Source organism: Microbacterium sp. AG790, from assembly GCF_003634765.1.
Classification (GTDB): domain Bacteria; phylum Actinomycetota; class Actinomycetes; order Actinomycetales; family Microbacteriaceae; genus Microbacterium.
Map to the genome: position 1 here is coordinate 307,886 of NZ_RBWZ01000008.1, position 13,337 is coordinate 321,222.

The 13,337-nt window shown below is 69.1% G+C and carries 11 protein-coding genes and 1 tRNA gene; 7 read left to right on the forward strand and 5 right to left on the reverse strand.

Annotation, left to right across the window (positions count from 1 at the left end; all coding sequences use genetic code 11):
- Positions 1-27 precede the first annotated feature (27 nt).
- The 3 genes from DEU37_RS09380 to DEU37_RS09390 all read left to right on the forward strand — a co-directional run bounded on the left by DEU37_RS09380 (position 28) and on the right by DEU37_RS09390 (position 1,015).
- Positions 28-103: transfer RNA gene (locus DEU37_RS09380), tRNA-Val, on the forward strand.
- An 84-nt stretch (positions 104-187) separates the two neighbouring features.
- Entirely contained in the window at positions 188-655 is a 468-nt protein-coding gene (locus tag DEU37_RS09385) for a hypothetical protein (RefSeq protein WP_121190449.1), read from the forward strand.
- Positions 656-667: 12 nt separating this feature from the next.
- Positions 668-1,015, forward strand: coding sequence for a YnfA family protein (locus DEU37_RS09390; protein ID WP_121190450.1), 348 nt, complete (start codon positions 668-670; stop codon positions 1,013-1,015).
- A 24-nt stretch (positions 1,016-1,039) separates the two neighbouring features.
- On the opposite strand, the gene DEU37_RS09395 is transcribed toward DEU37_RS09390, so the two are convergent.
- From DEU37_RS09395 to DEU37_RS09410, 4 genes are all read right to left on the reverse strand, one after another.
- Positions 1,040-1,606 carry a type II toxin-antitoxin system PemK/MazF family toxin gene (locus DEU37_RS09395; RefSeq protein ID WP_121190451.1) on the reverse strand — a complete coding sequence of 189 codons (567 nt, stop codon included), beginning with the start codon at positions 1,604-1,606 and terminating at the stop codon, positions 1,040-1,042.
- A 91-nt stretch (positions 1,607-1,697) separates the two neighbouring features.
- Entirely contained in the window at positions 1,698-2,969 is a 1,272-nt protein-coding gene (locus tag DEU37_RS09400) for an ammonium transporter (protein WP_121190452.1), read from the reverse strand.
- 191 nt (positions 2,970-3,160) lie between these two features.
- Positions 3,161-4,189 (reverse strand): cell division protein ZapE, encoded by a 1,029-nt coding sequence (zapE, locus tag DEU37_RS09405; protein WP_121190453.1) that lies wholly within the window; start codon positions 4,187-4,189, stop codon positions 3,161-3,163.
- Positions 4,186-5,430 (reverse strand): S9 family peptidase, encoded by a 1,245-nt coding sequence (locus tag DEU37_RS09410; protein ID WP_121190454.1) that lies wholly within the window; start codon positions 5,428-5,430, stop codon positions 4,186-4,188. Before DEU37_RS09410 ends, zapE begins: the two co-directional genes overlap by 4 nt.
- Positions 5,431-5,455: 25 nt before the next feature.
- Here DEU37_RS09410 and DEU37_RS09415 point away from each other — a divergent pair, with 25 nt between their 5' ends.
- The 4 genes from DEU37_RS09415 to DEU37_RS09430 all read left to right on the forward strand — a co-directional run bounded on the left by DEU37_RS09415 (position 5,456) and on the right by DEU37_RS09430 (position 10,683).
- A complete protein-coding gene (locus DEU37_RS09415; RefSeq protein WP_121190498.1) occupies positions 5,456-6,061 on the forward strand; it encodes a DUF3000 domain-containing protein in 606 nt (201 codons plus the stop codon).
- Positions 6,054-7,250: an HRDC domain-containing protein gene (locus DEU37_RS09420; RefSeq protein ID WP_121190455.1), complete on the forward strand. Its 1,197-nt coding sequence runs from the start codon at positions 6,054-6,056 to the stop codon at positions 7,248-7,250. Before DEU37_RS09415 ends, DEU37_RS09420 begins: the two co-directional genes overlap by 8 nt.
- 72 nt (positions 7,251-7,322) lie before the next feature.
- Positions 7,323-8,525, forward strand: coding sequence for a thiolase family protein (locus DEU37_RS09425; protein ID WP_121190456.1), 1,203 nt, complete (start codon positions 7,323-7,325; stop codon positions 8,523-8,525).
- Positions 8,526-8,538: 13 nt separating this feature from the next.
- Entirely contained in the window at positions 8,539-10,683 is a 2,145-nt protein-coding gene (locus DEU37_RS09430) for a 3-hydroxyacyl-CoA dehydrogenase NAD-binding domain-containing protein (protein ID WP_121190457.1), read from the forward strand.
- Positions 10,684-10,798: 115 nt separating this feature from the next.
- On the opposite strand, the gene pepN is transcribed toward DEU37_RS09430, so the two are convergent.
- Positions 10,799-13,312, reverse strand: coding sequence for an aminopeptidase N (gene pepN / locus DEU37_RS09435; RefSeq protein ID WP_121190458.1), 2,514 nt, complete (start codon positions 13,310-13,312; stop codon positions 10,799-10,801).
- Between the last annotated feature and the right edge of the window lie 25 nt (positions 13,313-13,337).

The window sequence follows — 13,337 nt, forward strand, 5'->3', positions numbered from 1 at the left end:
CATCGAGTCTCGGCCCGCACGGGTCTTGGGCGATTGGCGCAGTTGGTAGCGCGCTTCCTTCACACGGAAGAGGTCATCAGTTCGAGTCTGGTATCGCCCACCATGAAACCCCCGGCCCCGCCGGGGGTTTCGCTATTCACGGCGAACAGTCGAACACCCGGCGGCGCTGACGCGTAGCGTCACGATCGTGAGCGTCTCCCCCGGCATCCGCGTGACGCTGGCGGTCGTCGCCCTCTTCAATCTGGCATCGGCCGTCGCCGGGTGCGTGCTCCTTGTGCTCGTGGGCGGCGACCGTGTCGGGATGCCGCCCGAGTGGCTCGAGCGCACGCCCTTCTCTTCGTGGGTGTGGCCGGGACTCATCCTCGGTGTCATCGTCGGCGGCTCTCAGCTGCTGGCGATCATCGCACAGCGAGAGCGGTGCGCCGTCGCATGGGGACTGCACGCGGCATCCGGGCTCGTGATGATGATCTGGATCTTCGTCGAGATCGCCCTGCTGCTGGTCTGGTCGCCGCTGCACGGCATCTACTTCGCCACCGGGCTCCTGCAGACCGTGCTCGCCGTTCTCGCCCTCGGGGCCTGGCCACGGCCGTTCCTCGCCCGGATGCCGAGACGATCCCGCATCGGCAGGGGAAACACGGCCGATACGTCCGCCTGACACACTGGCGTGATGACCACCGCGCGGATCATCATCCTCTTCGTCCTCGCGGCGATCGCCGAGATCGGCGGGGCCTGGCTCATCTGGCAGTCGGTCCGCGAGAACCGGGGGTGGCTGTTCGCCGTGCTCGGCGTGATCGCCCTCGGCGCCTACGGGTTCGTCGCGGCTCTCCAGCCCGACGCGCACTTCGGGCGTGTGCTGGCCGCGTACGGGGGCGTGTTCGTCGCCGGCTCCCTTGCCTGGGGAATCGTCATCGACGGCTTCAAACCCACGCTCTGGGACTACGTCGGCTCGGCTGTGGCGCTCCTCGGCGCCGCGATCATCATCTTCGCCCCCGCGCTCCAGCGCGGGGCGGAATAGTCGGCACCGGGTGCACCGGGCCGCTCACACCTCGCTCAGCCAGCCGTAGCGCCCCTGAAGAGCCGCAGCGACCCCGGCGAACCGTCGACGGTCCAGGGCTGCGGCCTCGCGCCGCATCCCGCGCACGTGCACGCTGTAGAGCTGCTCGATGTCGACCCACGACGGCCGGCCCTGCGAGTCCCACGCCCCGGTGCCGATAGCGAGGTAATCACGGTCGCCGTCGTGGGCCTTGCTGGTCAAACGCACCGCGAACACCCGGTCGGCGCCGTCATGGCCGATCACGAGAACGGGGCGGTCCTTGCCGCGCCCGTCATTCTCCTCGTACGGCACCCAGGTCCACACGACCTCCCCGGCATCCGGAGCCCCGTCACGCTGCGGTGCGTATCTGATCGTCAGACCGCCCCGCGCCGGCGGACGGACCTCGCGTGTCGCCGTCTGCCCGCCCTGACCGGGGCTGAGCGCGGTGGGGGCGGTGGGCCGCGACGACCCCGGCGTCCTCGCCGTCGCCGAGGGGCGGGAGCGGCCGCTGAAGAGGCCGAGGATCCCCCGGACGAGCGATGTCAGGGTGCCGCGGCCGTCGCGAGATGCCATGGCTTCACGCTACCAATCGCTGTCGGGGTTCCTCGCACACGCCGAAGGGGCGCCGGACCGTGAGATCCGACGCCCCTTCGATGGGAGTGTGTCAGTCGACGAGCGCGTAGCCCTCTTCACCGTGCACGACGGTGTCGATGCCGGCGATCTCGTCCTCGTTCTTGACGCGGAAGCCGATCGTCTTCTCGATGATGAAGCCGAGCACGTAGGCGACCACGAAGGAGAACACCAGCACGGTGACGGCGGCGATCGCCTGCAGGATCAGCTGGTCGGCGTTGCCGCCGAGGAACAGGCCCGTTCCGGTGGCGAAGAAGCCGAGGTAGAGCGTTCCGATCAGACCGCCGACGAGGTGGACGCCCACCACGTCGAGCGAGTCGTCGAAGCCGAGACGCCACTTGAGCTCGACCGCGAGGGCGCAGACCGCACCGGCGATGACACCGAGCAGCAGCGACCAGCCCGGTGCCAGGTTGGCGCAGGAGGGCGTGATGGCGACGAGACCCGCGACGGCACCCGAGGCGGCGCCAACGGCGGTCGGCTTGCCGTCCTTGAGCTTCTCGACGATCGCCCAGCCGAGGATGGCCGCGGCGGTGGCGCCGAGCGTGTTCAGGACGATGAGGCCAGCAGGCGATCCGACCGCGGCGATGCCGGAGAGGATCTCGCCCGAGGTGCCCTCGGGGGCGGCGTAGAACGCGGCCGCGCCGGCGTTGAAGCCGAACCAGCCGAACCACAGGATCGCAGCGCCGAGCATCACCAGCGGCACGTTGTGGGGCTTCTGGATGCCCTTCTGGAAGCCGACACGCTTGCCGAGCACGAGGGCGAGAGCGAGAGCGGCCGCACCGGCGTTGATGTGGACAGCGGTGCCACCGGCGTAGTCGATCACCTCGGTCGAGAAGCCGAGCGTGGTGCCGAGGTTGAAGATCCAGCCGTTGGCGTTCCACACCCAGCCGGCGACGGCGAAGTAGTCGATGGTCGCGAAGAAGAACGCGAAGATCATCCACGAGCCGAAGCGGGCGCGGTCGGCGATGGCGCCGGAGATGAGGGCCACGGTGATGATGGCGAAGGTGGCGCCGTAGGCGACGGCCGTGAGGTTCACGGTCGCGTTCTCACCCGTCGCCATCGCGCCGAGGCCGAAGTCGGAGAAGGGGTTGCCCAGGATGCCGCCCCACCAGTCGGCGGTCTGCATGTTGTATCCGTAGAGGATCCAGAGCACCGCGACGAGACCCATCGCGCCGAAGCTCATCATCATCATGCTGATGACGCTCTTCGCCTTGACGAGGCCGCCGTAGAAGAAAGCCACGCCCGGCGTCATAAAGAGCACGAGAGCCGTAGCGGCGATATACCAAGCGAGATTTCCGCTGTCCATGAAGGTCCTCACTGATGTGTTGTGTAACTCGGACCGGGGCGTCGCGGATTCGGGGTCGGGACGTCCCAGCGCACTCAGTGTTGCGGTACGCGGTTACCGCCGGTACCCGCGTCGTGTTTCGCGCTCGTTACGGCCGACGTGCCCAGGTAAACATCACGTTTCGGCGCGGCATCCGTCGCCCGTGAGAGCGGTCAGGAATGCGTGAGTGCATTCAAGCGGGAGATCGCTCGCAGATACTTCTTGCGGTAGCCGCCCGCGAGCATCTCCTCGCCGAAGACCTCGTCGAGCGGTCGACCGGTCGCGCGCACGGGAATCTGCGCGTCGTACGCCCGGTCCACGAAGGCGACGAATCGCAGCGCCGCGGACTGGTCCTGCAGCGTGATGACGTCGCGCAGGCCGATCGTCGACAGGTTCTCGATCAGCCGCACGTAGCGCGACGGGTGCACCGTCGCGAGATGGCGGATCAGGTCGGCGAAGGCGTCGTCCGAGACGACGCCGGATGCCGCGGCGGCATCGATCGCCGCACGATAGGCATCGTCGTCCCACACCTCGGCGTGCCCGTCGAGGGCGCGCTGACGGTAATCCGTGCCGTCGATGCGGATGGTCTCGAAGCTCGACGCCATGGCGTGGATCTCGCGAAGGAAGTCCTGCGCGGCGAATCGCCCTTCGCCGAGCGCATTGGGCGGAGTGTTCGACGTCGCCGCGAGCCGCGTGCCGGTCGGCACCAGCTCCCCCAGCAACCGCGTCATCACCATCGTGTCGCCCGGGTCGTCGAGCTCGAACTCGTCGATGCACAGCAGGTCCGCGCCGCGGAAGAGCTCGACCGTCTTCTGGTACCCGAGTGCTCCGACCAGTGCGGTGTACTCGATGAACGACCCGAAGTACTTCCGCCGCGCCGGCATCGCATGGTAGATCGCCGCCAGGAGGTGGGTCTTGCCGACGCCGAAACCGCCGTCGAGATACACGCCCGGTTTCATCTCCGGGACCTTCTTCGCACGACGGAAGAGTCCTCCGCGTTCTGCCGGTCCTCCGCCCAGGCTGAACGAGATGAGTCGCTCCTTCGCCTCCTGCTGCGAAGGAAACGCCGGGTCGGCGCGATACGTGTCGAAGGTGGCGCCGTCGAACTGCGGCGGCGGTACCAGCGCGGCGACCATCTCGGCACCGGACACCGCCGGCTGGCGATCGACGAGGCGGATCGTGCCGGAGCCGGTGGTTGTCATCGTTCTCCCTCGTCGACCGGCGCCGGCGCGGGCACCAGATCGTGTGTGCGCAGCCAGTCGCCGATCGCGTCTGTCCAGCGCTGCTGGTCGTAGTTCCAGAGCTTCGTGTGGCGCGCCGTGCGGAACACCTGCAACTCGACGAGGTCGGGTCGGGCATCGGCCAGGCGGTGCGAGGCGCTGGAGGGGACGAACCCGTCGTCATCGCTGTGCAGGATGAGCACGGGATGGCGCAGTTCTGCGGCACGCGCCACGATGTCGAGCCGGTCGAGCGGAATCGCGCCGTCGGCGCCGATCGCGGGCGCAGCCCATCCCGTGCGCAGTGCTCCCATCGCCAGATCGGTCACGGGTGTGGGCACGTGCAACGCCTTGGCCTGGTAGGAGAGGACGGTGCGCCAGTCCACCACCGGCGAATCGAGGATGACGCCGACGATCTGCTCGCGGTGTGCTGAGCCGAGCGATGTCTGCAGTGCGATGGCGCCGCCCATCGACCAGCCCATGAGCAGGATGCGGCGGGCGCCGTGTCGCAGAGCCCAGCTGACGGCGGCATCCACATCGCGCCACTCGGTCGCGCCGAGCGCATAGGCGCCGGCACGGCTGCGCGGAGCGTCGCCGTCGTTGCGGTACGAGACGACGAGCGACGTGATGCCCAGGGCATGGAACACGGGCACGGCACGCAGACATTCGGCACGCGTCGTGCCGCGTCCGTGGATCTGGATGACCCAGGTCTCGTGGTCGAGGTCACGGGGCGGCTCTGCCGGGAACAGCCATGCCGGGCAGGCGCCGATCGCCGCCGGCACGTGCTCGCGCGTGAACGGCAGGTGCAGCTCCTCCGGGCGCTGGTAGTACCAGCCGCTGAAAGCCGCGTCGGCGTCGAGGCTCGACTGGCCGCCGACCTGCGTGAGCAGCTTCCGCTTGACGGTGTCGCCGTCGCTGGCCAGCACCGAGCCCACCTTGAGATAGTCGGCGGAGCCGGTCGTGAACAGGCCGTAGCGTCCGGGCAGCACCGTGTCGGGCGTGCGCGCCAGCGTGATCGTCTGCGCGGGCACGTCGATGTCGACGATGCGCGTGTCGGGGACGCGCCGTGACGGGGTGACCACTCGCCGTGCCATGCGCAGTGCGACGGCGAAAGCCATCGCGGCTGTCGCGAACAGGGCTGCAGCGAGGGAGAGGGCTAGCATCCGCAGGGTGGCCGGAGCGCCGATTCGTGAGGCGCCGAGGGCGGCGCGCCTGGGTGCCTTCATCGTGGGCCCATCCTAGTCTGTGACCGTGGATGACACCCGTCCCGCCGCTGAGACCCCGGCCTTCGCACGCGCCGCAGAGCAGCTGCGGTCCCTGACTTTCCGGTCTGACTTCTCCGTGCGCGAGATCGCCGCTCCGACGAGCCTTGCCCCGGAGGCGATCGCCTTCGCGGGTGACGTCCGTCCGGATGCGGACGGGCTGGATTCGCCGTACGGCACCGGGCGCTTCGTCCTCATGCACGACCCGGCCGAACCGGATGCCTGGGGTGGGCCGTGGCGTATCGTGTGTTTTGCGCAAGCTCCGCTCGAAGCTGAGATCGGCGTCGACCCGCTGCTCGCGGACGTCGCCTGGTCGTGGCTCGTCGATGCGCTCGAGGCGCGCGGCGCGGACTTCCACTCGGAGTCCGGCACGGCGACCAAGACCCTGTCCAAGGGGTTCGGCTCGCTCGCCGCCGAGGGCGACGGGGCGCAGATCGAGTTGCGGTCGTCCTGGACGCCCGCCGGTGACCTGACGGCCCACATCGAGGCGTGGGCGGAGCTCGTGTGCATGTTGGCGGGATTGCCGCCGGGATCAGAGGGCATCGCCGTGTTCGGCTCGCAGCGGGGTGCATCAGGAAGGGGAACGCGTGGCTGAGTACGACGTCATCACGGATGCCGCCGGCCTCGCCGCCGCCGCCGACGCGCTCGCCGCGGGCACCGGCCCGGTGGCTGTCGACGTGGAGCGCGCCTCCGGCTTCCGATACTCCCAGCGGGCGTATCTCATCCAGGTGTACCGGCGCGGCGCCGGCGTCTTCCTCGTCGACCCTCCTGCGGTGGGCGATCTGTCGCCGCTGCAAGAGGCGATCGGAGACATCACCTGGATCCTCCACGCCGCCAGCCAGGACCTGCCCTCCCTTCGGGAGGAGAACCTCGAGCCGCCGCACATCTTCGACACCGAACTCGCTGCCCGTCTTCTCGGGCACGAGCGCGTGGGACTCGGCGCGGTCGTCGAGGACACGTTGGGAATCACGCTCGCGAAGGCTCATTCCGCGGCGGATTGGTCGACGCGTCCGCTGCCTCAGCCCTGGCTCGAGTACGCCGCGCTCGACGTGCTGCACCTCGTGGATGTCTTCGAGGTGCTGCGCGACGAGCTCGAGGAGCAGGGAAAGACCGGCATCGCGGCTCAGGAGTTCGAGACGGTGCGCACGCGGCCCGTGAAGCCCGCTCGCGAGGAGCCCTGGCGGCGCCTCAGCGGTCTGCACACCGTCCGCGGTCGCCGAGCCCTGGCCATCGCGCGAGCCCTCTGGATCGCCCGCGAGGAGTACGCGCGTGAGCAGGACACCTCGCCCGGTCGACTCGTTCCCGACCGCGCACTGGTGGCGGTCGTCATCGCCGATCCCAAGACGAAGCAGGATCTGGCGCGTGTCAAGGACTTCACCGGCCGCGCGAGCCGCAGCCAGCTCGACCGGTGGTGGGCCGCGATCGAGGCCGGCCGCGCCGATCCCGCGCTGCCCGCCGAGCGTGCCTCCGGTGACGGAATGCCGCCTCCCCGCGCGTGGGCAGAGCGCAACCCTGCGGCGGACCTCCGGCTGAAGGCGGCGCGCCCGCTCGTGGAACAGCTTGCCGCCGACCTGCGGATGCCGACCGAGAACCTCCTGACTCCCGACACCCTGCGGCGGGTCGCGTGGGCTCCCCCGGCCGAGATCGATGCGGCATCCATCGGCGAAGCGCTCGCGTCCCACGGTGCGCGTCCGTGGCAGATCGAGACGACGGCGGGGGTCATCGCCGGTGCGTTTGTCGAATCCGTGCAGAGCGCCGAGGCTGCCTCCGACCTCGCGTCGTAGAATCGTTCCAAGCGTTTCCGTGAGACTGAGTTTCATCGTACGCTGGACTGAATCTCAACCCTTGGAGGCAGTGTGGCCGAGCTCTCGGACGTCTACTTCGTCGATGGAATGCGCACCCCGTTTGGTCGCGCCGGCGAGAAGGGCATGTACTGGAACACCCGCGCGGATGACCTCGCGGTCAAGGCGACGATCGGACTCATGGCGCGGAACACCGCCGTTCCCGCCGATCGCGTCGACGAGGTCGCCATCGCCGCGACCAGCCAGACGGGAGAGCAGGGGCTGACGCTCGGGCGCTCCGTGGCCATCCTCGCCGGCCTTCCGCAGACCGTGCCGGGCTTCGCGATCGACCGGATGTGCGCCGGCGCCATGACGAGCGTCGCCATGATGGGTGCCTCGATCAGCGCCGGCATGTACGACGTCGCCCTCGCAGGCGGCGTCGAGCACATGAGTCACTATCCCATCGGCGGAAACGCCGACCCCAACCCGCGGTTCGTGGCCGAGAGGATGGTCGACCCGGGCGCACTGAACATGGGCGTGACGGCCGAGCGCATCTTCGACCGGTTCCCGCAGCTCACCAAGGAGCGCTCCGACCGCTTCGGCATGCTCAGCCAGCACAAGGCGCAGGCCGCGTACGAGGCCGGCAAGTTCCAGCCCGATCTGGTCCCCGTCGCCGTGAAGGATGCCGAGGGCAGCTGGGGCCTGGCGACGGAGGATGAGGGCCGTCGTCCGCAGACCACGATGGAAGACCTTGCGGCGTTGAAGACGCCGTTCCGTCCGCACGGGCGGGTCACCGCCGGCACGTCCTCACCGCTCACGGACGGGGCAACGATGTCGCTGCTCGCCGGCGGCGGCGCGGTCAAGGAGCTGGGACTCACGCCCAAGATGCGCATGGTCTCGTTCGCCTTCGCCGGCGTGCAGCCCGAGATCATGGGTATCGGTCCGATCCCGTCGACGGAGAAGGCGCTGAAGAAGGCCGGGCTCACGATCGCCGACATCGGTCTGTTCGAGCTGAACGAGGCGTTCGCGGTGCAGGTGCTGTCCCTGCTCGATCACTTCGGCATCGCCGACGACGACCCCCGCGTCAACCAGTGGGGCGGGGCGATCGCCCTCGGCCACCCGCTGGCCGCATCGGGCGTGCGCCTAATGATCCAGCTCGCCGCGCAGTTCGCTGAGCGCCCCGACGTCCGCTACGGCCTCACCGCCATGTGCGTGGGTCTCGGTCAGGGCGGGTCGGTCATCTGGGAGAACCCGCACTACAACGGTCGCAAGCGCTGAGAGGACGACGGACATGACGAACTACGACGAGATCGACTTCTCCCCCCTCACCGCCCTCGCAGACGGTGAGGTCGTGACCCACTCGCGCGTGCGCGACATCACGTTGCCCTCGGGCAAAGTGCTCGCACTGATCACGCTCGACAACGGTCGCGATCACACGCGCCCCAACACCCTCGGGCCGGCGACCCTCACCCAGCTCGGAGAGACGCTGGCGGCACTCAAGGCCCGCGCCGCCGCCGGCGAGATCCAGGCCGTCGGAATCACGGGCAAGCAGTACATCCTCGCCGCCGGCGCGGATCTCTCCGACATCACCAGTGTCGGCTCGAAGGACAACGCGCGCCTGGTCGCGCAGCTCGGTCACAAAGTGCTCGGCTCGCTCGGCGATCTCGGGGTGCCCTCCTTCGCCTTCGTGAACGGCCTCGCTCTCGGAGGGGGCCTGGAGATCGCGCTGAACTCGACGTACCGCACGGTCGATGCCTCGGCAGCCGCGATCGCGCTGCCCGAGGTGTTCCTGGGCATCATCCCCGGCTGGGGCGGCGCGTACCTGCTGCCCAATCTGATCGGCATCGAGAACGCGCTCGAGGTCGTCATCAGCAACCCGCTCAAGCAGAACCGCATGCTGAAGCCGCAGCAGGCGTTCGACTACGGGATCGTCGACGCGATCTTCCCCGCGGCGACCTACCTCGAGAGCTCCCTGGCCTGGGCCGACGCGGTGCTCACGGGCGCCGTCAAGGTCGAGCGCAAGAACGAGCCGGGCAAGATCGAGCGCCTCACCAAGTGGCCCATCGCCATCAAGATGGCCCGCGGCATGCTCGAATCCAAGATCGGCACCGTCCCCCGCTCCCCCTACGCCGCGCTCGAACTGCTCGACAAGGCCAAGAGCGGCACGAAGGCCGAAGGCTTCGCGCGGGAAGACGAGGCGCTGGCCGATCTCGTCACCGGCGATCAGTTCGCGGCATCCATGTACGCCTTCGACCTTGTGCAGAAGCGGGCGAAGCGACCCGTCGGCGCCCCCGACAAGGCGCTCGCGAAGAAGGTCACGAAGGTCGGCATCATCGGCGCCGGACTCATGGCCAGCCAGTTCGCCCTGCTGTTCGTGCGCAAGCTCCAGGTGCCGGTGCTCATCACCGACCTGGATCAGGCGCGCGTCGACAAAGGCGTCGCCTACATACACGACGAGATCGGAAAGCTCGAGGCCAAGGGCCGCCTCGACGCGGATGCGGCGAACAAGCTGCGCGCGCTCGTGACCGGGACGACCGACAAGAGCCTGTACGCCGATTGCGACTTCGTCATCGAGGCCGTCTTCGAGGAGGTCGGCGTCAAGCAGGCCGTCTTCGGCGAGATCGAGAAGATCGTCGCCGAGGATGCGATTCTCGCGACCAACACCTCGTCGCTGTCGGTCGCGGAGATCGGTTCGAAGCTCGCGCACCCCGAGCGGCTCGTCGGCTTCCACTTCTTCAACCCGGTCGCGGTCATGCCGCTGATCGAGATCGTCAAGACGTCGGACACGACGGATGCCGCGCTGTCGACCGCTTTCGTGGTCGCGAAGGGCCTCGGCAAGAACGCGGTGCTGACCGCCGATGCCCCGGGCTTCGTCGTCAACCGTCTTCTGGCCAAGGTCATGGGCGAGGCGGCCCGCGCCGTCTATGAGGGCACTCCCGTCGCGGATGTCGAGAAGGCGTTCGCGCCGCTCGGTCTGCCGATGGGGCCGTTCCAGCTGATCGACCTCGTCGGCTGGAAGGTCGCGGCGCACGTCCAGGACACGATGGTCCGCGCGTTCCCCGAGCGCTTCTACGCGAACGAGAACTTCCACCAGCTCGCAGAGCTGCCGGAGGTCGTCGAGAAGGACAAGGGCGGACGGGTCACCGGTTTCACCAAGGCCGCCGAGAAGGCGCTGAAGGGGCATGTCGGGTCGGCCCCGGCATCCGCCGACACGATCCTGCGCCGCGTGCAGGACGGCTTGGCCACCGAGATCAAGCTGATGCTCGACGAGGGTGTCGTGCCCGAGGTCGAAGACATCGACCTATGCCTCATCCTGGGCGCCGGCTGGCCGTTCATCGACGGTGGCGCCTCACCGTACCTCGACCGCGAGGGCGCGTCCGAGCGGGCGTTCGGCGGCTCGTTCCACACGCCGCAGATTCGCGGCATCGGCGGCTGATACTGCCGAATCCGTCGTCACGGATTCGGAGGAACGCAACGGAATCGGATGCCGCACCTCGCGGCATCCGATTCCGTTCTTCATGTCCGCGTCCGGTGGCGACGCCGGGGCAGGCTCAGCGCGAGGGCTGCGCCGCCCGCACGCGCAGATCGCGGGCGAGACCGTCGCGCTGCTCGATCACGAGACGACGGAGGGCCCCCGGCGCGTCCGGGTGATCTCGCAACCAGGCGTCGGCGGCGTCGAGCGACGGGGATGCCGGGAACAGGCCGATCACCAGGCGACGGGCGATCTCGATCGACCGTGACTGCCAGGTGGGCAGGATACGTGCGAAGTAGTCGTCGTCGAAGTCGGCGACCAGGTCACGGCGTCCGCCCGCGCGCACGCCGGCGATCGTGGCATCGAGGTGATCGTTGGTCAGCGTGTCGTCGCTCCATGCCGCCTGCCACGCTGCGGCGCGGACGGATGCCGCGGGGTGAGCCGTCCGCGCGGTCCGCGCGGCCACGCGTCCCGACGCAGTGTCATCGGTGCGCAGCTCGCGTGCGATGTCAGCCTCGTCGGCGTCTCCGCTCGTCGCGAGGGCGATGAGCCACGCCCAGCGGAGCTCGGGGTCCAGCGGCAGACCCGCCGGCGCCGGGGTGGTTCCGGACAGCACTGCCCGCAGGTCGGCGGCGCGGTCGCCGCAGACCGATGCCGCGGTGCCGACCGTACGTGCCCAGATGAGCTGAGCGTCAGAGCCCGGTGTCGCCTGGCTCAGCGCGTTCCACGCCGTGTCCAGCCACTGCGCGGCCAGCGGGGTGCGGTCATCATCCGCGGCGAAGTGGCCGACCGTGAACGCGGCGCGCACCGTCGCATCCGTCAGCAGCGCCGCATCCGTCTCCTCCGGCGCATGTCGCGCGACGATGTCGATGTAGCGCCGGGCGGGCAGGATGCCGTCGCGCGTCGCATTCCACAGTGCCGCCCAGATCACGGCGCGCGCGAGCGCGTCGTCGATCGTCGACAGACCGCGGGCGACGGCCGCGGTGGACGCGGCATCCAGACGGACCTTCGCATAGGTGCGATCGTCGTCGTTGGGGACGACGAGGACGACGTCATCGTGCCGGGCCCCCTCGAGCGGCGTGCGCGGCGCGACGACATCGGTCGCGATCTCGCCGCGGCGCACGAGACGCCCGCCCGCGTCGCCGTACAGCCCCACGGTCACCCGGTCGGGGCGTACCGTCGAGACGGCCAGCTCCAGGCCGTCCGACGTGCGCTCGGCACTGAGTTCGGTGACGCCGGTCGTCTGCAGCCACGCCGCGCTCCACGCCGCCAGATCACGCCCCGATGCCTCCTCGAGAGCCGTGAGAAGGTCGGGGAGGGTGGTGTTGCCGAAGGCGTGTCGGGCGAAGTAGCGCTGCGCTCCGCGGAAGAAGGCCTCCTCCCCCACGAAGCCGACGAGCTGCTTGAGCACCGACGCGCCCTTTGCGTACGTGATGCCGTCGAAGTTGAGCTTGGCGGCTTCCAGATCAGGGATATCGGCGACGATCGGGTGCGTGGTGGGCAGCTGGTCCTGCGTGTATGCCCATCCCTTGCGCCGGGTGGCGAAGCTGACCCACGCGTCCGGGAAGCCTCCCACGGCCGCGGCAGCGTGCGTGCCCATGTAGTCGGCGAACGATTCCTTCAGCCACAGGTCATCCCACCACCGCATCGTCGCCAGATCGCCGAACCACATGTGCGCCATCTCGTGCAGGATCGTGTTCGCTCGGGCTTCGCGCTGCGCGGTCGTCGACGCACCGCGGAACACGTACGCCTCGGTGAAGGTCACCAGTCCGGGGTTCTCCATGGCCCCGAGGTTGTACTCGGGGACGAAGATCTCGTCGTACTTCCCCCAGGGGTACGGGAAGTCGAACGCGTTCTCGAAGAACGACAAGCCCCGGCGGGTGATGTCGAGGATCTCGTCGGCGTCCAAGTGAGCGGCCAGCGACGCGCGGCAGAGCGCACCGAGAGCGATGGGGGCCTGCGCGCCGCGATGCGTGCCGTCGACGCGATGGTAGGGACCCGCGGCGACGGCGGTGATGTAGCTCGACAGCGGCAGCGTCTCGGTGAAGTGCACGCGTACTCCCCCGGCGACCTCGTCGCGCGAGGTCTCGGCGCCGTTGGACAGCACCTCCCAGCCCGTCGGGGCGGCGACGGTGAAGCGCCAGCGCGCCTTCATGTCCGGCTGCTCGAAGCACGGGTAGACGCGACGGCAGTCGGCAGGCTCGTACTGGGTGTACAGATAGGTGGCGTCATCGACGGGGTCGCGGAAGCGGTGCAGACCCTCGCCGGACGTGCTGTACCGCGCCGCCGCATCAATGCGCACCACATTCGGCGTCGCCCCATCGGCCACCAGCCCTCGCAGACGGATGCGCGCACCGTCCCACTCGACCGGTTGCGCATGGTCGTTGACGACCACCTCGATGACGCTCTCACCGATGAAGTCGACCCACGTGGTGTCGGTCACGGCCGTGAACGCGAACGTCGAACGCGTGGGAAATGTCGTCGCCGCGGCATCCGGGGCTGAACGCAGGTCGAGGTCGACCTCGACGGTGTGCAGTCGGATGCCGGCGGCGCGAGCCGCCGTCTCTTCGCGAGTGAGGTTGGCGGAACTCATTGCTCCATGCTGTCACGCCGGACGT